Genomic DNA, 22711 nt, shown 5'->3' with positions numbered 1-22711 from the left:
ACGGCAGGGCACGGCCCCCGTGCGGTCGTCGCCCGTTCAACTGAGCTTGTATACCGGCGAGTAGCGCAGAACGGCCAGGGGTGTACATCAACCAATTCGTCCAGCGGCGGATCACGGAGGATCGCGGGGCGCGAAAGAGGCGGATCCGGCAACCGTCGTGGCCGGATCCGCCTCCTCTGACGCCGTGTCCGCTACTGCTTGGCGGCCGCCTTGCGGGTGGGGCTGCCCAGGGCCCAGAAGACGACGCCTAGGAGCATGAAGGCGACGAGGGGGACCGCCTCCGTCAGCAGGTACTGCACACGCTCGTGAGGGAGCCAGCCGTCCGGGGTGTAGTCCTTGCTGAACCAGTGGTCGCCCGCGCCCGGGGCCACCAATTGCAGGGTGGCGAACAGGATGAGCACGGTGAGCACGATGCTGATCGCCAGGGGTGCGGGCGCCTTGTAGGGGCGCGGGACGTCCGGTGCCTTGTGGCGCAGTACCGCGAGGGCCGGGAAGATGCCCAGATAGCTGACCAGGGTGGTGGAGACGGCGAGACCGAGGACCGCGCCGAAGAGCTTGGCCGCGCTGCCGTGGGTGAGTTCGTGGGCCAGCACCAGGACCACGGTGGAGACCAGGCCGCTGAGGATGTTGACCCGCACCGGCGTGCCGAAGCGGCTGGAGATGACGCCGAGGAAGCGCGGCGCGGCGCCGTCGTAGCCGGAGACGGCGAGGGCGCGGTCGGAGCCCATGACCCAGGTGACGCCGGAGGACAGCAGCGTGAGGATGAAGACGATGGCCGCGAAGTCGCCGAGGACGGTGCCGCTTCCGCTGAGGGTGGCCGTGCCGTCGGCGGCGACATGGCCGCCGTAGACCGTGAAGACCTCGCGCATCGCGTCGAGGAAGCCGCCGAGGCCGCTGATCGCCTTGACGGGCAGGACGAGCAGGATGCCGAGGATCGGCAGTCCGTACAGCAGGACGGCGAGGAAGGCGCTGCGGAAGATGGCGTACGGCACGTCCTTGCGGGCGTCGGTCATCTCGTCGCCGGCGGTGTTGGGGAGCTCGAAGCCGACGTAGTTGAACATCAGGACGGGCACCAGGCCGACGAAGCCGGCGTACGTCGGGGAGAAGTCACCGAGGCCGAAGCCGTGCAGGCCGTGCTTGATGCCGTAGATCACGACGGTGACAGTGAACAGGCCCAGAAGGACGATGCGGCTCCAGGCTCCGATGGTCGGGATCCACTTGCCGACGTCGAAGGAGAGGATCGCGGCGAGCACGCCGACCCAGATGAAGACGAGGGTGAAGACGTAGAAGGCGGGGGTGCCCAGGTCCTTGCCGTCGTTGAAGAAGGTCGTGAAGGCGGTGGCCGCGGCGACGGCGAGGGTGCCGCCCAGCCAGACCGGGTTGGTGATCCAGTACAGGAAGTTGTTGACGGCGCCGGCCAGGCGGCCGAAGGCGCGGCTTGTCCAGATGTAGGGGCCGCCCTCCTCGGGGAACGCGGCGCCGAGTTCGGCGGTCAGCAGTGCGGAGGGCACGAAGAACACGACGGCCAGCACGATCAGCCAGGTGAAGGCCTCGGCGCCGGACGAGGCCACGGTGCCGATGGTGTCGACGCCGACGATGGTGCACAGCAGGAAGAAAAGGATGTCGAAGCGGCCGAAGTGCTTGCGCAGCTTCTGCCGCTCCGCCTGTGCGGCTGCCGGCAGTCCGGCCGACTCGGGTGCTACGGGGCCAGCGGTCACCGGGTGCTCCTGTGTGTCCGTGCTGTAGGAGAGATTTGGCCAATGATCGGCGCCTCCGCACAACCGCACAAGCGTTCCTGTACAACTCTTGACCAACGTGTCCTCGGATGGATGCGGCGGAAACCGCCAGGCAACATCCGGGCATGAGACGCCCTACGGCAGGGTGATCCCGAGCCGCTCCGCGAGTTCGTCCGCGCCGATGCCGTACGTCTCCCGGATCCGTACTCCCTCGGCTCCGACGTCGAAGACACCGTGGTCGGTGTAGACGCGACTGACGCAGCCGACGCCGGTGAGCGGGTAGGTGCACCGCGGGACGAGCTTGGGCTCACCGGAGCGGGTGAAGAGGGTCATCATCACGTAGACGTCCTTGGCGCCGATGGCCAGGTCCATGGCGCCGCCGACGGCGGGGATGTCGTCGGGCCTGCCGGTGTGCCAGTTGGCGAGGTCGCCGTCGAAGGCGACCTGGTAGGCGCCCAGGACACAGACGTCGAGGTGGCCGCCGCGCATCATCGCGAAGGAGTCCGCGTGGTGGAAGTACGCCGCGCCCGGCAGCTCGGTCACCGGGACCTTGCCGGCGTTGGTCAGGTCGGGGTCGACCGCGTCGCCCTCGGCCTTCGGGCCCATGTTGAGCATGCCGTTCTCGGTGTGCAGCACCACACCGGAGCCGTCCGGCAGATGGTCGGCGATCTTGGTGGGCTGTCCGATGCCGAGGTTGACGAAGGAACCGGCCGGGATGTCGCGGGCGACGACCGCGGCCAGCTCGTCCATGGACAGACGACGATCGGTGGGCGTGGTGGTCATCGTGCCCCCTGCACGGTGTAGTGGCGGGCCGCCACCTGGACGATCCGGTCGACGTAGATGGACGGCGTGACGACGGCCTCGGGGTCGAGCTTCCCGGCCTCGACGACCTGGTCGACCTGGACGATGGTCGTCGTCGCGGCCGTGGCCATGACCGGTCCGAAGTTGCGGGCGGTCTTGCGGTAGACGAGGTTGCCCAGCGTGTCTGCGACATGCGCGCCGATGAGGGCGTAGTCGCCCTTGATCGGGTATTCGAGCAGGTACTTGCGGCCGTCGATCTCCCGCTCCTCCTTGCCCTCCGCCAGCGGTGTGCCGACCGCGGTCGGGCTGTAGAAGGCGCCGATGCCGGCGCCGGCCGCGCGCATCCGCTCGGCGAGGTTGCCCTGGGGCACGACCTCGAGTTCGATCTTCCCCGCGCGGTAGAGGTCGTCGAAGACCCAGGAGTCGGCCTGGCGCGGGAAGGAGCACAGCACCTTGCGCACCCGGCCCGCGGCGAGCAGCGCGGCCAGTCCGACGTCGCCGTTCCCCGCGTTGTTGGACACGATGGTGAGGTCCTTGGCGCCCTGCCGGATGAGCGCGTCGATCAGGTCGAACGGCATTCCGGCCAGGCCGAACCCGCCGACCAGGACGGTGGAGCCGTCCTCGATCCCGGCGACCGCCGCGTCGGCACTCTCCACGATCTGCGCGCGGCTCACCGTGCCACCTCCGCGGCGGCGCAGTTCTCCAGTACGACGGCCAGGCCCTGGCCGACCCCGATGCAGATCGCGGCGACGCCGTAGCGCTGCCGCGTCTCGCGCAGCACCTTGGCCAGCGTGGCCAGGATGCGGCCGCCCGAGGCGCCCAGCGGGTGGCCGATGGCGATGGCGCCGCCCTTCTGGTTGACGATCGCCGGGTCGATCTTCCACGCGTCGACGCAGGCGAGGGACTGCACGGCGAAGGCCTCGTTGAGCTCGACCGCGCCCACCTGGTCCCAGCCGATCCCGGCCCGGGCCAGCGCACGGCCCGCGGCCTCGACCGGGGCGTAGCCGAAGGCCTGCGGCTCCAGCGCCATCACACCGCGGCCGGCGATACGGGCGAGGGGGTCGGTCCCGATCACGGACGCGGCCTTCTCGCTGCCCAGCAGCACCGCGGAGGCGCCGTCGTTGAGCGGGCTGGCGTTGCCCGCGGTGATCGTGCCGCCCTGCTCCGGGGTGCGGAAGACCGGCTTGAGCCCGGCCAGCACCTCCGGTGTCGATCCGGGGCGGATGCCCTCGTCGCGGGCCAGGTCCACGCCGTCGACCGGTACCACCAGATCGTCGTAGAAGCCCGACTCCCAGGCGGCGTGGGCGAGTTGGTGGGATCGGGCGGCGAACTCGTCCTGGCGCTCGCGGGAGATCCCGAAGCGTTCCCGGAGCTGCTCGTTGGACTCGCCGAGGCTGACCGTCCACTCCTTCGGCATCCTCGAATTGACCAGCCGCCAGCCGAGCGTGGTGGAGACCGCGGTGACATCGCCGGCCGGGAACCCCTTCGCCGGCTTGGGCAGGACCCACGGCGCCCGCGTCATCGACTCCACTCCCCCGGTCAGCACCACCTCGGCGTCGCCGGACTCGATGGTCCGGCTCGCCGTCATCGCCGCGTCCAGGCTGGAGCCGCACAGCCGGTTGACCGTGGTGCCGGGCACGCTCACCGGGAGGCCGGCGAGCAGCGCGGCCATGCGGCCGACGTTGCGGTTCTCCTCGCCTGCGCCGTTGGCGTTGCCCCACACGACGTCGCCGATCGCGGCGGCGTCGAGGTGCGGCACCGTGGCGAGCGTCGAGGTGATCGCGGCGGCGGCGAGGTCGTCGGGACGCACCCCGGCCAGCGCGCCGTTGAAGCGGCCGAACGGTGTCCGGGTCGCGGCGTAGATGAAAGCGCTCATGCCGACGACGTTAGTCGCGGTTCACGATATTCTGAAGTACGCATATTCGCGCCAATTGATATGGGTGACATATGGATCTGCGCCACCTCCGGTACTTCGTGGCGGTGGCCGAGGAGCGCCACTTCGGACGCGCCGCCGAGCGGCTCCACATGGCGCAGCCGCCGCTGTCCCAGCAGATCCGCCAGCTGGAGACCGAGCTCGGGGTGGAGCTGCTGCACCGCACCACACGCCGGGTCGACCTCACCGAGGCCGGCCGGGTCTATCTGGAGCGGGCGCGGGCCGTCCTGGCCGATGTCGAGGAGGCCGCCCACCTCGCACGGCGGGTCGCCGCCGGCTCGGTGGGCCATCTCGCGATCGGCTGCGTGGGCTCGGCGACGTACAGCCTGCTGCCCGCGCTCTCGCGCCGGCTGACGGAGGAGCTTCCCGGCGTCGACTTCTCCTTCCGGGGCGAGATGCTGGCGCCCGACCAGGTCGAGGCACTGCGCACCGGCGCGATCGACGTGGCACTGCTGCGCCCCGTCGCGGCCGATCTCTCCCTCGCCGTGCACACCCTGCGCCGGGACCGACTCGTCGTCGCCGTACCGGCCGAGCATTCCCTCGCGCGCCGGAAGCGGCTCCGGGTCGCCGACCTCGCCGGTGCGGACCTGATCGTGCACTCCGCCGACCGGCGGTCCGTGATGTACGACGTCGTCCTGGGCCTTCTGCGGGACGCGGGCGTGGAGCCGCGCATCCGTCACGAGGTCGGCGAGACCTCGACGCTGGTCACCCTGGTGGCCGGCGGCCTGGGCCTCGCGGTCGTGCCGGAGCCGGTGACCGCGCTCGCGCTCGACGGTGTCGTCTACCTGCCGCTGGCCGGGACGGACGCACGCGTGGAGCTGGCCGTCGCCCATCGCGCCGACCGCTCCGAACCGCATCTGGCGCGCACCGTGGGGATCATCCGGGCGGCGATCTGAGAGACAGGGGCCGTGGCTCTCCCTGGCTCCAACTCCGCTCAGTGGCGCGGACATTGGCGTACGGGGGTTGGCGATCTTCGGAGCCGGGCATCACGACGGGACAGGGCCGGCCGCGGGCAACCTGCCGCGGCCCCGGTGGGCGGACAGGCCGCGAGGAAACCGGGTGTCCCAGGAGGGGATGTGATCCACGATGCGTACGCAGGGGCGTACCCATCGGCGTTCGGTACGTGTGGAGTTCGTGCTGCCCGAGGAGGCCGCTTCGGCGGGCCGGGCGCGGGGACTCACCTCGAGATTCCTCGCCCGTTCCCGTCCCCGGGCGACGGGAGTGGCGGAGGAGCGGGTCGACGACGTGAAGCTCGTGGTGTCCGAGCTGGTCGCCAACGCCACCCAACATGCCCGTAGCGCCTGCCGGTTGCGACTCCAGGTCTCCGAGGACCGGGTGACGGTCGAGGTGTACGACTCCAGTCCGCTGCCGGCGCGGGTCCGGCCGTTCACCGCCGACGGCGAGAGCGGGCGCGGCCTGGCCATGGTGCGCTGCCTGGCGGAGCATCTCGACGTCACCGCGCTCACCGGGGGCGGTAAGCGGGTGCGGGCGGTTCTGGCGCTCTCCGGCTAGCCGACGCCGCACTCCTTCCCGGTCCCCTCGACGCGTCGGTGGTCCGGGCCCGTGACGGTCACCGGGAGCGGCTCGGTGCCGGGGTCGGTGATGCGTTGGGCGTCGAGTGCCGTGCAGATGATCTGGGCGGCTCCGAGGCGGTCGGGGCGGCCCACGAGCGCGGACAGCTCGATGGTCACGCCGCTTCGGTGCGCGGTCACCTCCATCAGCTCCGACGGGCCGCCCGGCGCCGGGGTGCCGTCCGCGGGCGCGACGGCCGCCGGCTGCGGCAGCCGGGTCGTGATGCCCTTGAACCGTTCCGGCAGGGTCGGGCCCTGGAGCAGCAGCTCCACGGCGGCCTCGACGCCGACCACCGAGGTGATCCGACGGCGCACCGGGAACAGCCCGCCGTCGGCCACGAAGTAGACCCGGACCGTCGGCGCCACCCCGCTCGCGGGCACGCCCGCCTGCACGACACCGGTCGTGGGGATGCCGCAGGAGGTGAGCCCGGACAGCGCCGCGAGAAGCAGCAGCGCGGATCGGCGTACGGCTCTCATGGGCGGCGCTCCTTCCCCGGAACGGAGCCCCGGGTGCCGTCGTAGGGCGCGCCGTCGCCGGAGCCGCCGCCGTCCGCCGACTCGTCGGTGCGCAAGGGGAGTTCCACGGTGAACACGGCGCCCCCCTCCGGCCGGTTCGCGGCGCGGACGGTGCCGCCGTGCACCCGGACGTTCTCGGCGGTGATGGCGAGGCCCAGGCCGCTGCCCTCGGTGCGGGTGCGGGCGTCGTCCGACTTGTAGAAGCGCTCGAAGACATGGGGCAGTACGTGGTCGGGGATGCCGGGTCCGCTGTCCAGGACTTCGATGACGGCCAGCCGTCCGGTGTCCGGGGTCCCGCCCCCGGTGAGGCGCAGATGGACCGGGCGGGCGCCGTGCCGCAGGGCGTTGCCGACCAGGTTGGCGACGACCACGTCTAGGCGGCGCGGGTCGACGCGGCCGCGCAGTATGTCGGGCGGTGGCAGGTGGGCGACCACCAGGTCGGTCCAGGCGCGGGCGGCCAGGGTGCGGCGCAGTGACTCGGCGAGGTCGATCTCGTCGAGGTGCAGCACGGCGGCGCCCGCGTCGAAGCGGGAGATCTCCATCAGGTCGTCCACCAGGCGGGCCAGCTTCACGGTCTCCTGGCTGATCAGCCGGACGGCGGTCGCGGTGTCCGGGTCGAGACGCGCGGCGTCCTCGTCGAGTACGTCGGTGACCGCGGACATGGCGGCCAGCGGGGTGCGCAGTTCGTGGGAGACGTCGGCGGCGAAACGCCGGGCCCTGGCCTCCATGCCGCGCAGTTCGGCCACCGACTGCTCCAGGGCGGCGGCGGTCTCGTTGAACGTGTGGGAGAGATCGGCGAGTTCGTCGGAGCCGTTGACCGCGAGCCGGGTCTCCAGACGCCCCTCGGCGATGCTGCGGGTGGCGCTGCGCAGGGCCCGCACCGGGCGCAGTACCCCGCGCGCGGCGAGCAGCGCGAGCAGGACGGCCAGGGCGAGGGCGGGGACGGTGCCTCGCTCGACGGCGGTCACCAGGGCGTCGACGTAGGCCTGTTCGGTGGCCTGGGACACGGTCAGGAAGACCTGCACGCCGGAGGGGGTCCCGCCCTGGTCGGCGAAGGTGACCGACATACCGACGACGAGCGCGGTGCGGCCGCCGTTGCGCACCCGCTGGAAGACGGTGGCCCGGCTGGAGTCGACGGCCGCGTCGAGGTCGGGCGTGAGCTCCTCGAAGCGGTCCCCGGGGACCGAGGTCGCGCGCAGGCCGCCGTAGGCGACGAGGACGCGCCAGGTGCCGGACGGTTCGGCGGCGGCCATGTCGGTGGCGAACCGGCTCAGTTCGGCTTCGCTGGGCGGCACGGTCAGCTCGGGGGCCAGCCGGTTCGCCTGTCCGCGCAGCATGGTGATCACCGCGTCCTGGCTCTGCTGGAGCACGCCGATGCGCGCCTCGCGGAAGGTCAGGGCGCCGGTGGTCATGGCGGTGAGGGCGGCCACGAGGGCGAACGCCACGACCAGGCGCATGCGCAGGCCTCGCAGTTGAGGAGTGCGGAGCGCGAACCGGCGCCGGGTGTGCGCCGTCACCGGGCGGCGAACCGGTAGCCGAAACCGCGGACGGTCTGGATGTGCCCGGAATCACCCATCTTGGCGCGCAGCCGTTTGACGCAGGCGTCCACCAGGCGTGAGTCGCCGTGGTAGCTGTGTTCCCAGACCGCCTCCAGGAGTTGCTGCCGGCTGAACACCTGCCCGGGCGAGGCGGACAGGGTCAGCAGGAGGCGCATCTCGGAGGGGGCGAGCGGGACGGGGACGCCGCGCAGGCTGACGGCGAACCCGGCGCGGTCGACGGCCAGATCGCCGTAGGTCTCGATCTTGGGTATGCCGGCTTCGGCGCCTCCGGCGGCCGCCCGGCGCAGGACGGCCCGGATCCGGGCGTCCAGCACTCGGGCCTGCACGGGCTTGACGACGTAGTCGTCGGCTCCCGCCTCGAGGCCGACGACGATGTCCTCGTCGTCGCCCCGGGCGGTGGCCATGATGATCGGCAGGGTCTGGTCGAGGGCGCGCATCCCGCGGCACACGTCGAGGCCGGGCATACCGGGCAGCATCAGGTCCAGCACCACGACGTCCGGCCGGAAGGACCTGAGCCGCTCGAGCCCCTCCTCCCCCGTCTCGGCGGCGGCGACCTCGTGGTCCTGGCGGCGCAGGGCGAGGGCGACGCCGTCCCGGACGGCGGGGTCGTCTTCGATCAGCAGTACGCGTGGCATGGGCACAGTATCCGTACGCCGTGCGGCTGTTCGGGGTGCTGTTACCGGATGATCATATTCATTCACGCCACCCCTGCCGTTATCTTTTCGTTACCATCCAGGCCAGATCCGATCACATTCCGGTCACAACCTGAACGACCATGACCGCGCACAAAGCAACTCCCTCTCGTGACCGTCGCCGCCGGAAGGGCTCCGGACACGCCGCCGCCCGAGGGCGCAGAAGGTCCCTGTGGGGCGGACTGGTGGCGCTGACCGTGCTCGGCGTGACGGGGCTGGCGGCCACGGGGTGGACCTCCCTCGGCGGGGCCGGCGGCCGTGCCGACATCGGGGACGCGACCGCCCGGCCGACGCACGGCTCCACACCGGCGCCCGGCACGACACCGAAACCGTCGCCCAGCCGGACGGCCACCGCCTCGCCCACTCCCCCGAAGCCGGACATCCCGGCCTCGGGACCGGGCACGTACATCACCGCGTCCGGCGGCAGTGCCGCGGTCGGGAAGGGAAAGGTGCTGCGCTACCGGGTCGAGGTGGAGAAGGGCATCGACCTGTCCGCCGCGGACGTCGCGCGGCAGGTGGACCGCATCCTCGCCGACCCGCGCGGCTGGACCGCCGACGGGCACTCCGCGTTCCGGCGTGTGTCCGGCGGGGCGAGCGACTTCGTCGTACGCCTGGCGACGCCCGGGACCGTGGACAGGATGTGCGCGACCAAGGGCCTGGACACCGGGGGCCAGTACAACTGCAGCGTCGACGGGAACGTGATGGTCAACCTCCGGCGCTGGCTGCTGGCCACACCCGTCTACGCCAAGACGGTCGGCACCTATCGCGCCCTGATCATCAACCATGAGGTCGGGCACTTCCTCCAGCACGGGCACGTGGACTGCCCGGGGCCGGGAAAACCTGCTCCCGCGATGATGCAGCAGATCAAGGGCATGCACGGGTGCGTCCCCAATGTGTGGCCGTACGACGAGAACGGCACCTACCTCACCGGGCCCGCCGTCCCCTGACCGCGGGACCTCAGCCCTGGCCCGCGTGCAGATGACCGTGCGACACCTCGGGCGGGCACGGTGCGCGCCGGGTCCTGCGGTGGCGGCGCCAGTCGTGGACCGCTAGGGCGAGGGCGCACAGGACGGGAAGGATGCCGAGGCCGACCGCCGTGGCCACCGCTGCCCGGTAGTCGTGGGGGTGGGCGCCGAGCACCACGTAGAACAGGCCGGGCAGCGCGGCCGTACCGATCGCTCCGCCCAGCCGCTGTCCGGTCTGCAGGGCGCCGCCCGCCGCCCCCGCCATCCGCACCGGCACCTCCCGCAGGGTCATGGTGACATTGGGCGAGATGACACAGCCGCTGCCCAGACCGCCGGCCAACAGGGCGGGCAGGGCGAGCCATACGGCGGTGCCTGCGGGGGCCAGTCGCAGGATCAGGGCGGTGCCGCCCAGGCCGAGGACGACCCCGGCGAGTCCGCAGACCGTGAGCAGCCTGCCCAGCCGGTCCACCAGCCGGCCCGCGATCGCCGCCGCGCAGGCCGAGCCGAGCGCGAACGGTGTCACCGCGAGGCCCGAGCGCAGGGGCGAGTAGCCGAGACCGTTCTGGAAGTAGAGGGCGAACACCAGCCACACTCCGCTGAAGCCGACGAAGTAGAGGGTGGCGATGGCCGCGCCGATCGCATAGCCGCGGGCGTCGGTCACCAGCCGGGGGTCCAGGAGCGGCCGGCCCTCGCGGGCGGCGATCCGGCGCTCCCAGCGGGCGAACGCCACCAGGAAGGCCGCTCCCACGGCGAACAGCCACCACAGGTGCCGTACGCCGCCGGACTCGGCCAGCACCAGGGGGAGCATCAGCGCCAGGACTCCGCAGCCCAGGAGGACGACACCGCCGAGGTCGAGGCGTTCGCGGCGGCCGGGGGCCGCCCTGGGCAGCAGACGGATGCCGAGCAGCAGGGCGATCGCGCCGATCGGGACGTTGACGTAGAAGATCCAGCGCCAGCCCTGGGGGCCGTCGGCCAGGGCGAGGACGAGGCCGCCGACGACGGGGCCCACAGCGCTGGAGATGCCGACGGTGGCGCCGAACAGGCCGAACGCGCGCCCGCGTTCGGCGCCACGGAAGAGTTGCTGGATCAGCGCGGAGTTCTGTGGGGCGAGACAGCCGGCGGCGACGCCCTGGGCGAGGCGGGCGACGACCAGGAAGGTGATGTTGGGGGCGGCGCCCGCCGCGGCACTGCACAGGACGAACGCGGTCAGCGCCAGCAGGAAGACGCGGTGGCGGCCGATCGCGTCGCCGACACGTCCGGCGGTCACCAGGACCAGGGCGAAGGCCAGCGCGTACCCGGAGACCACCCATTGGATGGCGGGTGCGCTGGCGTGCAGGTCGCGCTGCATGGACGGGAGCGCGACGGCGACGATCGTCACGTCGAGCAGGCTCATGAACCCCGCGACCAGGGTGACCCACAGGGCCTTCCAGCGCCTGGGGTCGGTTCCGCCGTCCGCCTGCGTCGGCACGGTGCGCTCCTCGCGTGATCGGGGACCGGACATCAAGAGGGTTCCCGTCCCCGTGCACGGGACGCCATATTACTGAAACGTAACCTTCACGGGGCTACCGCCGGTAACAACCGCCTCGGTACCGTCCTGACACTTCGTCTAAGAACGGAGCGGGGCGCGGTGGGACGACCGCTTCCCCGCGCCGTCAGCCGCCCGAGCCGAAGGCCGAGGCTCGGCCTCCCCCCACCACCGGAGGTCCGTCATGCCCGTTTCCGCACGTCTGCTCGCCGTAGCTGTCACCACCGCCGCCTGCGTCGGCGCCACCGCGCTCCCCGCCACCGCCACCGCCGTCTCCCCGTCGGACGCAGTGGTCTCGCGCGGTGTCACCATCCCGGAGTTCTACAACCCGCCCGTCTCCCTGCCGTCCGCCGACGGCGCCCTGGTACGCAGCGAACCGCTCCCCCTCGCGCTGAGCCTGCCGGGCGTCGACGGGCCGCTGCCGGGCAAGGCCACCCGGCTGATGTACCGGTCGACCGATTCCAACGGCCGTGCGATGGCGGTCACCGGCGCCTACATCGAGCCGACCGCCGCCTGGCAGGGCACGGGTGCCCGGCCCCTGGTCGCCGTGGCGCCCGGCACGATGGGCCAGGGCGACCAGTGCGCCGCCTCCCTCGGCCTGCAGAACCCGCTGGTCCTCAACGGGCAGACGGTGTCCATCGGATACGAGGACCTGGCGATCCACCGCCTCCTCGCCAAGGGCATCGCCGTCGTCGTCACCGACTACGCCGGGCTGGGCACCACGGACCGGCTGCACACCTACGTCAACCGGGTCGACGAGGGCCACGCCGTGCTCGACGCCGTCCGCGCCGCCCGCTCCCTGCCCGGGACCTCGCTCACCCCCGCGTCCCGGGTCGGCCTGTTCGGATACAGCCAGGGCGGCGGGGCGACCGCGTCCGCCGCCGAACTGCAGCCCTCCTACGCACCCGACGTCCCCCTCGCCGGAACCTACGCGGGCGCGCCGCCGGCCGATCTCACCGAGGTCACCAAGGCCATCGACGGCAGCGAACTCGCGGGCGCGCTCGGCTGGTCGGTCAACGGCTTCCTGGAGTCCGACCCCGCCCTGAAGCCGATCGCCGACGCCCATCTCAACTCGGCGGGCCGGGCGGCGCTGAAGGACCTGTCGACCATGTGCGTGGGCGACGCGCTCTTCGCCTACGGCGGTGCGCACAGCACCGGTTGGACCACGGACGGCCGCTCCCTGAGCGACATCATCCAGTCCGAGCCCGCGCTCACCGCCTTCCTGGCCGACCAGCGCATCGGCACTCGGGAGCCCGCCTCACCGGTGCGGGTGGCCACGGGGACCAGCGACGACCTCGTACCGCACGCCCAGGCGCGCCGGCTCGCCGTGGACTGGTGCGCCAAGGGCGCGGACGTCACGTACAAGCCGGTCCCGCTGCCCGATCTGGGCAGTGCGCTGATCAACCACTTCACGCCCCTGCTCACCGACCAGGGCGCCGCGATCTCGTGGCTGACCGACCGGCTCGACGCCAAGCCCGCCCGCTCCGACTGCGCGGAGCTGCCGGGACTCTCCTGACCGGCTACAGCTGGATCGCGCCGTCCGCCGAGCAGGCCCTGGTCGCCAGTCCCTCGGGGCCGCGGTCCGGGCCGAGCAACTGGGCCACGACCTCGGCCGTGGCCCGGTGCCAGTCGCCGCTGCGGCGCAGCATCGCATGGTCCCCGCCGCGCAGCATCACCAGGCCCGCCGGGGTCCCGGCCGCCCGGGCCCTGCGCACGTAGTCGACGGACTCGGCGGGGGCGGTGACACGGTCGCGATCGCCGTGCAGCAGCACGACCGGCACCTCTCCGAGATGAGCGACGGAGTCCTCGGGCGGGCACCACGGGGCGAGCGCCAGCACACCCCGCACCATGGGGTGGGAGGCGGCCCGCAAGGCCGCCCGGGCACCCATCGAGTGCCCGACCAGGACGACCGGGGCCTCGGCCAGCTCCGCGAGTTCGTCCAGTGCCCGCAGGGCGTCGTCGGCCGGGTCGCCCGTGTTCCAGCCCCGGTAGCGGTAGTGGACCTGCCCCAGCAGGACGTCCGCGGGCGCCGCCGCCGCGGCGGCCCGCAGCACCGGGTGCATACGGAGCGCGGCCGGCTGCCAGGGGCGCACCGAGCGACGGCTCACCTCCTGGCCGCCGTGCAGCGTGACGATCGCGGCGGACACCGGCTGCTCGGGGGCGTGCCGCACGATCAGCGCGGACTCCTTGCGTTGCACGTACCCACCTTGCCTCATCGCCCTGGCGGCTCGCGCCCGGGGCCGCCCGTGCGCACCGGGCACAGTCGCGTTCCGCGCGCCGGGCGGGGGCGCACGCATGACGCGATGAGCCCTGTGTGCGCCCGCACGCCGGTGCGGAGAATGCGCCGTGTCGGCGGTCCGCGGCCCGGGACGTCGCGCACCTCAGCTCCGACCGGTCGACAGCTGCAGACCGGCCGAGAACTCGGACGGGCCGAGAAAGCAGGTCGGCTCCCGTGCTGTTGCGTCTGCCCGAATCGGTGTCCCGAGCGCAGGAGTGCCTGGCGGAGGGAGCGGTGCCTGTCGGCGGGGCCACGCTGGTGTGGGCGGGCTGGCAGCGGGACGGGTTTCCCGAGCGGGCGATGTCGCTGCGCAACCTGCCGCAGGCCAACGTGATCGGGGGCGGCGCGCTGGGCTCCGCCGTGGTCCTCCACCGGATCGACGAGCGGGTACCGGAGGTGCTGCGGCGGGCGGCCGCCGGGATCGGCACCGGAGCCGTGCGCCGGACGGCCACCGTCGGGGGCAACATCGTCGGCAGCGCGCTGCGCTGTCTGCTGCCCGCCGCGCTGGTGCTGGACGCGCGGGCCACGGTCCTGGCCCCGGACCGGGTCTTCGAGACGGACCTCGCCGAACTCCTCGCCAAACAGCACCTGTTGCTCGACCTGCGCTGGCATGACCCGGTCGCCAGCAGCTACCGCAAGTTCCCGCAGGAGGCGGGCGGACCGCCACCGTTCGTCGTCGCGGCGGCCCGTCACGCCGAGGACGACGGGCCAGGCCGCCTGCACGTCGCCGTGCGCGACGGCTATGACGTGCTCGCAGGCCATGTCCCCGCGGACGAGGAGGCGATCGACACCCTGCGGGAAACGCCGGTCGGCTCGCTGCACGACCCGGCCTGGGCGGTCGTACGACACCATGTCGCCGATCTGCTGGCGCGCCCTGTCGGCGGCTGAACCGCCCGGGCGCGTCGGCAGGGCCCGTCATACTGTGCGCATGCGTCTTGGGGTGGTCACCGGAATCCTCTACTGCCTCCAGTTCAGCCGGGAGTTGAACGACGGGGAGGTCGAACGCATCGCGGGCATGGTGCTGGAGCGGCCCTTCTACGACCTCACCGCCGAGGAGCAGGTCGCGGGGATCGAGGCCGCCCTCACCGCGCCGGCCTGGGACGAGGACCTGTCCTGGCAGCCGCACGAGGAAACGGCGGTACGGGACTTCCTGCGCCGGCTGCTGGAGCGGCTGGACGCGCTGCGGCCGTGGCCGCAACCGCCGTACCGGAGCCTCGGGTTGGACCGGTGGGAGGAGTACCGGCGCGGGGTGCTGCTGGCTCGTGTACGGCTGTACGCGCCTCCTCAGGACCCCCTGTTCTCCCGGCTGCGAAGCGTCCCCGGGGACGAGCACGCGCCGCGGGCGGCGGTGCTGCGTCTGCGCTCCGGGGACGAAGTCGCCCTGGTGGCACCGCCGTTGTCGGGCGAGGGCGACGCGGTGCTGATGGCGGTGGCACCGCATCGGCCCGCGGCGGACGTGATCGAGGCGTTCGTCGCGCACACCGGGTACGCGCGGGAGCGGGTCACCCCGGCGGTGCGGGCGCGATGGGGACGGCGCGGGCACGGCGGAAAGCTGCCGGCGGGGGTGCGGCCGACTCCGGGGTGACCGGCGTCAGTCGGCCGCCTTGCGGGCCAGCGCGTTGTTGTCTATCGAGTTGTGGACGCTGAAGCTCACCGCGTCCGAGCGGTAGCGGTCGTCGGACCACTCCACCGGGCGTCCCTCGCGGGTCGTGGTCACGCGGCGCACCCGCAGCAGGGGGCTGGTGCGGCGGATGCCGAGGAGTTCGGCGTCCTGGGCGCTCGCCGCGACGGCGTCGATGACATGCTCGCCGTAGGCGAAGACCAGGCCCGTGCTGTCGTAGAGCAGCTGGGTGACCGAGGCGGCGTCGGGGGCGATGACCTCGACGGCCGGGGAGATCCAGTCGGCGTACACGGTGCGCTCCACCAGCACCGGCTCGCCGTCCAGACCGCGCACCCGCAGGACGTGCAACACCCTGGTGCCCTCGCGGAGTTGGAGACGGGCGGCGTCGGTCGCGGTGGCGGGCAGGTACTCCTGGGACACGACCCGCCCCGTCGCCTCCCGGCCCATCGCGCGGGCCCACTGGGCGAAGCTGCGCAGTTCGGCGAAGCTCTGGCTGCGGCGGCTGGCGAGGACGACCCGGCGGGCGCCCTGGCGGGAGCCGATCAGGCCCTCCGCGGTCAGGGCCGCGACGGCCTGGCGGACGGTGCCGCGCGAGACGTCGAAGCGGGCGGCGAGCTCGGTCTCGGAGGGCAGCCTGCCGCCCACCGCGTACTCCTCGCGGTCGATCGCCCGACGCAGCTCGTCGGCGATCTCCTCGTGTCGCGTCGGCACCGTTTCCCTCCGAGTCGGCAGCTGTGCACAGCGTGACCACCCTAATCGAGACCGGAGACCGGCCGCGCTCGCCCCGAACTGTGCAGGGATTGGGAGGTCACAATTTCGCCACTGTTTACGAACACGTCACCACAGGCAGCATTACTGGGGCCAACTTGTTCAGACAAGTTCTCCCCTCTTGCACGTCCCTGCTCCCCCCTTCTGGAGTCCCCGTGTCCCAGTCGAGAACAGCCGTCCTGACCGGCTCCCTCGCCGTCGTCGCCGCGCTCGCCCTGAGCGCCTGCGGCGCCGCTCCCGACAACGCGTCGACGACCGCCGACGGCAAGAACGCCGCCACCGCCACCTCCGCGGCCGACTTCGGCGGCATGGACGCGCTGGTCAAGGCGGCCAAGAAGGAGGGCACGCTGCACGCCATCGCGCTGCCCCGCGACTGGGCCAACTACGGCGCCCTGATCGACGGCTTCACCAAGAAGTACGGCATCAAGATCCAGGTCGAGAACCCGGACGGCTCCAGCCAGGACGAGATCAACGCCGTGACCTCCCGCAAGGGCCAGGACCGCGCGCCCGACGTCCTCGACCTCGGCTCGTCCTTCGCGCTCAGCGCCGCCCAGCAGGGGCTGCTCGCTCCGTACAAGGTCGCCTCCTACGCCGACATCCCGAGCGGCCAGAAGGACACCCAGGCCCGCTGGTACAACGACTACGGCGGCTACATCTCCATAGGCTGCGACGCCAAGCGGGTCAAGACCTGTCCGACGACGTTCGCCGACCTCCTCAAGCCGCAGTACAAGGGGCAGGTGGCGCTCAACGGCAACCCGACCAAGTCGGGTTCGGCCTTCGGCGGTGTCTACGCGGCGGCGCTCGCGGGCGGCGGTTCCTTCGACGACATCCAGCCCGGCCTCGACTTCTTCGCCAAGCTGAAGAAGAACGGCAACTACACCCCCGTCGAGTCGACCCCGGCGACCGTCGAGAAGGGCGAGACGCCGATCAGCATCGACTGGGACTACCTGAACGCCGGCTACGCCGACGAGTTCAGGTCCAAGGGCGTCGACTGGAAGGTCTCGGTGCCCTCCGACGGCCAGTTCTCGCAGTTCTACTCCCAGGCCATCAACAAGGACGCCCCGCACCCCGCGGCCGCCCGGCTGTGGCAGGAGTACCTCTACAGCGCCGAGGGCCAGAACCTGTGGCTCAAGGGCTACGCCCGTCCGGCGCTGATGACCTCCATGGAGAAGGCCGGCACGCTCGACACGACCGCCGCGGCCAAGCTGCCGAAGGTCTCCGGCACGCCGTCCTTCCCGACCGAGGCCCAGCAGAGCAAGGCCAAGACGGTCATCGCGCAGGGCTGGGCGAAGGCCGTCTCCGGATGACGGCCACCCTCACGGGCGTGGACGTGGCGCCGCCGGTCGCTTCGGCGAAGCGGCGGCGCCGTGTCCCCGGCTGGCTGGCCGTCGTCCCCCTGCTGGTGTTCACCGCGATCGCCTTCGGGGTCCCCGCCCTCGCCATGCTGAACGGCGCCTTCAGCGTCAAGAACCAGGCCACGGGCGCGAGTTCGTACAGCACCGAGAACCTGACGACCTCGCTGCACGGCGCCTATCTGACCGCGCTGCTCGGCAGCGTCAAGCTGTCGGCCGTGTCCGCGGGCCTCGGCGCGCTGCTCGGGCTGCCGCTCGCGCAGGTCGTGGTGACCTCCCGCTTCCGGGCACTGCGCGAGGCCGTGCTCACCGCGTCCGGGGTCCTCGCCAACTTCGGCGGTGTCCCGCTGGCCTTCGCCTTCGTCGCCACGCTCGGCAACGCCGGTGTCCTCACCATCCACCTGGGCCTCAAGGACACGGGCTGGGACCTCTACAGCTTCTGGGGCCTGGTCATCGTCTATCTGTACTTCCTGATCCCGCTGATGGTCCTCACCATCACCCCGGCCCTGGAGGGCCTGCGCTCACAATGGCGCGAGGCCGCGCAGAACAACGGGGCCACATCCGTGCAGTACTGGCGCCACATCGCCCTGCCCGTACTGCTGCCCTCCCTGCTCGGCGGCCTCGTCCTGCTCTTCGGCAGCGCCTTCGCCGCCTACGCCACCGCCGCGGCCATGGTGGGCAGCTCGGTGCCCCTGGTCACCCTGCAGATCGCCGACGCCATCTCCGGCAACGTGCTGGTCGGCCAGGAGAACGTGGCCCTCGCCCTCAGCCTCGACATGGTCCTGGTCGCCGGTCTGGTCATGGCCGTGTACCTGCCCCTGCAACGACGGAGTGCGCGATGGCTCGCCTGAACCCGTGGCGGTGGGTCGTCCTCGGCCTCGCCGCGCTGTACTTCCTGGTGCCGCTCGCCGCGTCCGTGGTCTTCACCGTGGACGTGCCCGGGCAGGGGGTCACCTTCGACGCCTACACCCAGATCGTCTCCACCGACGGCTTCGTCTCCAGCCTGCTGCTCTCGCTGGAGCTGGCGCTGGCGACCATCGCGATCGTGCTGCTGCTGATGGTGCCCGCCATGGTCGCGCTGCGGCTCGGCGCGCCCCGGCTGCGTCCGGTCGTCGAGGTGATCTGCCAACTCCCCCTGGTCGTCCCGCCGATCGCGTTCGTCGCCGGCATCTCGACCGTCCTGAAATGGGGTCCCGAGTATCTGTCGCGGACCCCGCTGTTCGAGACGTTCGTGGCGATCCAGAACCCCGGCTTCCCGTTCGTGCTGGTCATGGCGTACGTCGTGATGGCGCTGCCCTTCGTGCACCGGTCGCTGGACGCCGGACTGCGGGCGATCGACGTACGGACGCTGGTGGAGGCGGCCCGCAGCTGCGGCGCGAGCTGGCCGCAGGCGCTGGTGCGCACCGTGCTGCCCAACCTGCGCGGAGCACTGCTGAACGCCGGGTTCCTCACCCTCGCCCTGGTCCTCGGCGAGTTCACCGTGGCCCAGCTGCTCGGCTTCCAGCCCTTCGCCGTGTGGATCTACAGCGTCGGCGGCTCGCAGGCCCAGCTGTCCGTCGCCGTGTCCGTGCTCAGTCTCCTCGTGACCTGGGCCCTGCTCCTCGCGCTCGCCGGTGTCGGCGGGCGGACCCGTACCGCTTCGTCCCGGGGATGAACCATGACCGCCACCACGCTTGAGAAGGCCACGCTCGACAAGGCCGCCACCGTCGAATTCCGCGGGCTGCGCCGGGAGTTCGGGGCGACGGTCGCCCTGGACGGACTGGATCTGACCGTCCGTCCAGGGGAGTTCCTGGCGCTGCTCGGACCGTCCGGGTGCGGCAAGACGACCGCGCTGCGGATGCTCGCCGGGTTCGAACACCCCGACTCCGGTGAGGTGCTGGTCGACGGCAAGGACGTCACCGATGTGCCGGCGCACCGCCGGGACGCCGGGATGGTCTTCCAGTCGTACAGCCTCTTCCCGCATCTCAACGCTCTCGACAACGTCGCCTTCGGGCTGCGGATGCGCAAGGTGCGCACGGCCGAACGCCGGTCGCGTGCCGCCGAGTTGCTGGAGCTGGTGGGGCTCGCCGACAAGGGCGAGCGGTTCCCGCACCAGCTCTCCGGCGGTCAGCAGCAGCGCATCGCGCTCGCCCGCGCGCTCGCGCTGCGGCCGCGGGTCCTGCTGCTGGACGAGCCGCTGTCCGCGCTGGACGCCAAGGTGCGGCTCACCCTGCGCGAGGAGATCCGCCGGCTCCAGCAGGAACTCGGCATCACCACACTGTTCGTGACGCACGATCAGGAAGAGGCCCTGTCGGTCGCCGACCGGGTGGCCGTGATGCACGCCGGGCGGCTTGAACAGTGCGCCGAGCCCGCCGAGTTGTACGGGCGGCCCGCCACCGCGTTCGTCGCCGAGTTCGTGGGCACGATGAGCCGGATCCCGGGACGGCTGTCCGGGGAGACGGTGGAGGTGCTCGGGCTGCGGCTGCCCGTCGAGGGGACGCTTCCCCCGGCGACCGAGGTCGACGTGCTGGTGCGGCCCGAGGCCGTGCGGGTCGCCGCGGACACCACCGGCGACGCGACGGTGATCGCCACGGCGTTCCTCGGCGCCTCCACCCGGCTGACCGTGCGGCTCGCCGACGGCACCGAGGTCAAGGCCGACCTGCCCACCCACGAGGCCGCGACGCTGGGCGCCGGGGCGGCCGTACGGGTGTCGCTGCCCGAGCGGCCGGTGCTGGTCGCCGAGCGGGCGGCCTGAGCCGCGCCCACCCTTTCCCCACCGGAAATCCCCCCACACGCGAAGGCAGAGAACGTGACCCAACCCCCGCTCCAGGCCGTCCTGTTCGACATGGACGGCACGCTCGTCGACACCGAGCGGCTGTGGTGGGAGGCGGTACAGGACATCGCCACCGGCCTCGGCAGACCGCTGACCGAGGCCGACCAGCCGGAGGTGCTCGGCCGGCCCGTCGAGTACACCGCCGACTGGCTGGGCGGGCTCACCGGGGCGCCGGATCTCGCCGACCGGCTGCACGACGCGTTCGCCGAACGGGTCCGCACGGGCATCGTGCCGCGGCCCGGCGCGCTCGCCCTGCTGGACGCCCTCGCTCGGGACGGCGTGCCGACCGCCCTGGTCACCGCCTCGCCCCGCTCGGTCGCCGACAGTGTCCTGGCGGTGCTCGGCGCCGACCGTTTCCGGGTCTCCGTCACCGCGGACGACACCGTCCGCACCAAGCCCGATCCCGACCCCTACCTCGCCGCCTGCCGTGCCCTGGGCGTCGATCCGGCCCGCTGTGTCGCGGTCGAGGACACGCCCACCGGTGTCAGCTCCGCGGAGGCCGCCGGGTGCGCGGTCCTGGCGGTGCCGTCGCTCGCCCCGATCGAACCGGCGGCCGGGCGGACGGTCGTGGCCAGCCTGGAGGAGGTGACACCGGAACGGCTGCGGGACCTCGTCCGGCCCCGGCTGCGCGTGCTGAGCTGGAACCTCTGGTACGGGGGCGCGAAGGTCGACGACCACCGTGCCAAGCAGCTCAAGGTCGTCCTGGACACCGAGGCCGATGTGGTCGGACTCCAGGAGACGGCCGGCACCTCCGCCCGGGAACTCGCCGACGCGCTGGGCTGGCACCACCACCAGGCCGGTGAGAACCTCGGCATCATCAGCCGCCACCCGATCACGGCCCTCCTCGGCGATCCCGACGTCGGCTTCTACGGCGCGGCCGGCGCCCGTGTCCGTGTCGGCTCGTACGAGGTGGACATCTGGACGGCGCATCTGCACTACACGCCGTACGGGCCCTACGAGGCGGCCTTCGACGGGCTCCCGCCCGCCGAGCTGATCGCCCACGAAGGGGTGCGGCTGGCACAGATGCGGGAGGCGCTGCGGTGGATCGGCGAGGCGGCCGGCGCCACCCGGCCCGTCGTCCTCACCGGCGACTTCAACTGCCCCTCCCACCTGGACCGGTCCGACGTGGTCTGGCCGGTGACGAAGGCGGCCGAGGAGGCCGGGCTGCGTGACTCCTACCGCGAGGCGCGTCCGGACCCGGTCTCCGACCCCGGCCACACCTGGTCACCGGTCCACGTCCGGCACGAGAACGACACCTCGCTGCCCGAACCGCAGGACCGCATCGACTACGTCCTGCACAACGGGCGGGGTCTCAGGGTCCTCGACGCGCGCACCGTCGTCACCGGGGTCCCGAGCCCCTGGCCGGACGTCGCCGGCAACGACTGGCCGTCCGACCACGCGGCGGTGCTCACGACGTTCGAGCTGAACCCCGCGGACTGAGCGCCCACCGGAGAGCGGACCGAGCGCGCACCGGAAAGGCACGCGGCATCGAGGACATAGGCGCGCCGTCAGCCGGCGGCGTTGTCGACGCGCAGGCGGACCTGCTCCTCCAGCCGTCGCAGGCTGTCGTCGAGGGCCCGGCCCGCCGCCGCCTCGCCCGGGTCATGGGCGTCGTCGACGAAGGACAGGTGCACGGTGACCTCGCTCGCGCCCGCTCCGGAGCCCGCGACCTGGAGCCAGCCGGCGTAACCGCCCTCACCGCGGGTGCCCCACTCCAGGCGCAGTTCGTCGTGGTGCGGGCGCAGCAGCGCGGGGGTGTCCTGGTCGGTGCCGTCCTCGTGGACGGTGACGGCGGGCGGGTCGTCGGACCGTACGTGCAGTGCCCGCGGGAGCCAGCCGTCGAACTGGCCGACGTTGGCGGCCTGGTCGTAGACGTGCTCGGGCAGGGCGGGCATGGTGCGGGAGCGTTCGTACTCGGTCATCGTCGATCACCTCCGGGGCGGTGGCACACCACCCGCCGCGTGCCCGTTTTTGTCCCTCCGACACACCGGTTCCGGGTGCCCGAACGGTCTTCGGCGGTCGCTCTTCGCGCATCATCCGTCAGTCCCGAAGACTTCCGTCCCGCGCCCCGCCCCCGCGCCTACGGTCCGAGAACCGGACGGGCCGACAGCCGTGGGCCCGCCGCAGCCGACAAGCGAGATGAAGGGGTGGGCGCGATGGCGAATGTGGAAGTGTCGATGAAGGAGATGATGGCCGGGGTCGAGGGGTCGCTGGGGGCGGCGGTCGTCGACTACACCAGCGGGATGGCCCTCGGCACGCTGGGCGGCGGGAAGGACCTCGATCTGACCGTCGCCGCGGCCGGGAACACGGATGTGATCCGGGCCAAGATGCGCACGATGGAGCAGCTCGGTCTCAAGAGCAGGATCGACGACATCCTGATCACGCTGGAGAGGCAGTACCACCTGATCCGGCTGGTGGCCGGGCGCAACGGGAACGGCCTGTTCCTCTATCTGGTGCTGGACAAGGACCGCTCGAACCTGGCGATGGCCCGCCACCAGCTCAAGCGCGTCGAGGAGCAACTCGAGGTCTGAGCCGGTCCGCGGTCCGGGCGTCGTGCGCCCACGATGTGAAGACTTCTTCAA

The 22711-nt window shown here is 72.2% G+C and carries 23 protein-coding genes; 12 read left to right on the top strand and 11 right to left on the bottom strand.

From position 1 onward, the window contains the following. Positions 1-191: 191 nt before the first annotated feature. The 4 genes from ABZT17_RS23405 to ABZT17_RS23390 all read right to left on the bottom strand — a co-directional run bounded on the left by ABZT17_RS23405 (position 192) and on the right by ABZT17_RS23390 (position 4413). Complete coding sequence (locus ABZT17_RS23405) at positions 192-1718, bottom strand: APC family permease (RefSeq protein WP_356351511.1); 1527 nt, start codon at positions 1716-1718, stop codon at positions 192-194. A 153-nt stretch (positions 1719-1871) separates the two neighbouring features. Further along, positions 1872-2519 (bottom strand): 3-oxoacid CoA-transferase subunit B, encoded by a 648-nt coding sequence (locus ABZT17_RS23400; protein WP_356351510.1) that lies wholly within the window; start codon positions 2517-2519, stop codon positions 1872-1874. Beyond that, complete coding sequence (locus ABZT17_RS23395) at positions 2516-3211, bottom strand: 3-oxoacid CoA-transferase subunit A (RefSeq protein WP_356351509.1); 696 nt, start codon at positions 3209-3211, stop codon at positions 2516-2518. The genes ABZT17_RS23400 and ABZT17_RS23395 overlap by 4 nt, the downstream gene beginning before the upstream one ends. Beyond that, on the bottom strand, positions 3208-4413 hold the full coding sequence (locus ABZT17_RS23390; protein WP_356351508.1) for a thiolase family protein: 1206 nt from the start codon (positions 4411-4413) through the stop codon (positions 3208-3210). Before ABZT17_RS23390 ends, ABZT17_RS23395 begins: the two co-directional genes overlap by 4 nt. A 71-nt stretch (positions 4414-4484) precedes the next feature. On the opposite strand from ABZT17_RS23390, the gene ABZT17_RS23385 reads away from it, so the two are divergent. Both ABZT17_RS23385 and ABZT17_RS23380 read left to right on the top strand, forming a co-directional pair. Further along, the gene (locus tag ABZT17_RS23385) at positions 4485-5366 is read left to right on the top strand and encodes a LysR substrate-binding domain-containing protein (RefSeq protein WP_356351507.1); all 882 of its coding nucleotides are present in this window, start codon (positions 4485-4487) and stop codon (positions 5364-5366) included. A 190-nt stretch (positions 5367-5556) separates the two neighbouring features. Then, positions 5557-5982 carry an ATP-binding protein gene (locus tag ABZT17_RS23380; RefSeq protein ID WP_356351506.1) on the top strand — a complete coding sequence of 142 codons (426 nt, stop codon included), beginning with the start codon at positions 5557-5559 and terminating at the stop codon, positions 5980-5982. On the opposite strand, the gene ABZT17_RS23375 is transcribed toward ABZT17_RS23380, so the two are convergent. Genes ABZT17_RS23375 through ABZT17_RS23365 form a run of 3 tightly spaced genes read right to left on the bottom strand, consistent with a single transcriptional unit; the run spans position 5979 to position 8751 of the window. Next, positions 5979-6518, bottom strand: a complete 540-nt coding sequence (locus tag ABZT17_RS23375; protein WP_356351505.1) for a hypothetical protein — start codon at positions 6516-6518, stop codon at positions 5979-5981. The two genes, ABZT17_RS23380 and ABZT17_RS23375, sit on opposite strands and share 4 nt — an antisense overlap. Beyond that, a complete protein-coding gene (locus ABZT17_RS23370; RefSeq protein WP_356351545.1) occupies positions 6515-8014 on the bottom strand; it encodes a HAMP domain-containing sensor histidine kinase in 1500 nt (499 codons plus the stop codon). Before ABZT17_RS23370 ends, ABZT17_RS23375 begins: the two co-directional genes overlap by 4 nt. Before the next feature lie 56 nt (positions 8015-8070). Then, on the bottom strand, positions 8071-8751 hold the full coding sequence (locus ABZT17_RS23365) for a response regulator transcription factor (RefSeq protein WP_356351504.1): 681 nt from the start codon (positions 8749-8751) through the stop codon (positions 8071-8073). Positions 8752-8891: 140 nt separating this feature from the next. Between ABZT17_RS23365 and ABZT17_RS23360 the strand changes: the two genes are divergently transcribed. Further along, positions 8892-9755 (top strand): DUF3152 domain-containing protein, encoded by an 864-nt coding sequence (locus ABZT17_RS23360; protein ID WP_356351503.1) that lies wholly within the window; start codon positions 8892-8894, stop codon positions 9753-9755. A gap of 10 nt (positions 9756-9765) precedes the next feature. Here the strand turns inward: ABZT17_RS23360 and ABZT17_RS23355 are convergent, their stop codons facing one another. After that, positions 9766-11274 carry an MFS transporter gene (locus ABZT17_RS23355; RefSeq protein WP_356351502.1) on the bottom strand — a complete coding sequence of 503 codons (1509 nt, stop codon included), beginning with the start codon at positions 11272-11274 and terminating at the stop codon, positions 9766-9768. A 208-nt stretch (positions 11275-11482) separates the two neighbouring features. On the opposite strand from ABZT17_RS23355, the gene ABZT17_RS23350 reads away from it, so the two are divergent. Beyond that, a complete protein-coding gene (locus ABZT17_RS23350) occupies positions 11483-12814 on the top strand; it encodes a lipase family protein (RefSeq protein ID WP_356351501.1) in 1332 nt (443 codons plus the stop codon). Between the two features lie 4 nt (positions 12815-12818). On the opposite strand, the gene ABZT17_RS23345 is transcribed toward ABZT17_RS23350, so the two are convergent. Then, entirely contained in the window at positions 12819-13496 is a 678-nt protein-coding gene (locus ABZT17_RS23345; protein WP_356351500.1) for an alpha/beta fold hydrolase, read from the bottom strand. A 254-nt stretch (positions 13497-13750) separates the two neighbouring features. Between ABZT17_RS23345 and ABZT17_RS23340 the strand changes: the two genes are divergently transcribed. Together ABZT17_RS23340 and ABZT17_RS23335 are read left to right on the top strand one after the other, a co-directional pair. After that, positions 13751-14464, top strand: coding sequence for an FAD binding domain-containing protein (locus ABZT17_RS23340; RefSeq protein WP_356351499.1), 714 nt, complete (start codon positions 13751-13753; stop codon positions 14462-14464). 40 nt (positions 14465-14504) lie between these two features. Then, positions 14505-15161 carry a hypothetical protein gene (locus ABZT17_RS23335; RefSeq protein ID WP_356351498.1) on the top strand — a complete coding sequence of 219 codons (657 nt, stop codon included), beginning with the start codon at positions 14505-14507 and terminating at the stop codon, positions 15159-15161. 6 nt (positions 15162-15167) lie between these two features. Here the strand turns inward: ABZT17_RS23335 and ABZT17_RS23330 are convergent, their stop codons facing one another. Then, positions 15168-15908 carry a GntR family transcriptional regulator gene (locus ABZT17_RS23330; protein ID WP_356351497.1) on the bottom strand — a complete coding sequence of 247 codons (741 nt, stop codon included), beginning with the start codon at positions 15906-15908 and terminating at the stop codon, positions 15168-15170. A gap of 212 nt (positions 15909-16120) precedes the next feature. Between ABZT17_RS23330 and ABZT17_RS23325 the strand changes: the two genes are divergently transcribed. From ABZT17_RS23325 to ABZT17_RS23305, 5 genes are read left to right on the top strand one after another with little or no spacing between them, the layout of a single operon-like run. Further along, complete coding sequence (locus ABZT17_RS23325; RefSeq protein WP_356351496.1) at positions 16121-17272, top strand: extracellular solute-binding protein; 1152 nt, start codon at positions 16121-16123, stop codon at positions 17270-17272. Then, positions 17269-18168, top strand: coding sequence for an ABC transporter permease subunit (locus tag ABZT17_RS23320; RefSeq protein WP_356351495.1), 900 nt, complete (start codon positions 17269-17271; stop codon positions 18166-18168). The genes ABZT17_RS23325 and ABZT17_RS23320 overlap by 4 nt, the downstream gene beginning before the upstream one ends. Next, positions 18156-18971, top strand: a complete 816-nt coding sequence (locus tag ABZT17_RS23315) for an ABC transporter permease subunit (RefSeq protein ID WP_356351494.1) — start codon at positions 18156-18158, stop codon at positions 18969-18971. The genes ABZT17_RS23320 and ABZT17_RS23315 overlap by 13 nt, the downstream gene beginning before the upstream one ends. Positions 18972-18974: 3 nt before the next feature. Beyond that, entirely contained in the window at positions 18975-20051 is a 1077-nt protein-coding gene (locus tag ABZT17_RS23310; protein WP_356351493.1) for an ABC transporter ATP-binding protein, read from the top strand. Between the two features lie 54 nt (positions 20052-20105). Then, a complete protein-coding gene (locus ABZT17_RS23305; protein WP_356351492.1) occupies positions 20106-21569 on the top strand; it encodes an HAD-IA family hydrolase in 1464 nt (487 codons plus the stop codon). 68 nt (positions 21570-21637) lie between these two features. Here the strand turns inward: ABZT17_RS23305 and ABZT17_RS23300 are convergent, their stop codons facing one another. Beyond that, on the bottom strand, positions 21638-22051 hold the full coding sequence (locus tag ABZT17_RS23300; RefSeq protein WP_356351491.1) for an SRPBCC family protein: 414 nt from the start codon (positions 22049-22051) through the stop codon (positions 21638-21640). Between the two features lie 234 nt (positions 22052-22285). Here ABZT17_RS23300 and ABZT17_RS23295 point away from each other — a divergent pair, with 234 nt between their 5' ends. Further along, positions 22286-22660 (top strand): hypothetical protein, encoded by a 375-nt coding sequence (locus tag ABZT17_RS23295; RefSeq protein WP_356351490.1) that lies wholly within the window; start codon positions 22286-22288, stop codon positions 22658-22660. The last annotated feature ends 51 nt before the right edge of the window (positions 22661-22711 follow it).

This window comes from Streptomyces sp. NPDC005648 (genome assembly GCF_040605395.1).
GTDB lineage: Bacteria > Actinomycetota > Actinomycetes > Streptomycetales > Streptomycetaceae > Streptomyces.
This window is presented reverse-complemented; position numbering and strand designations above follow the sequence as displayed.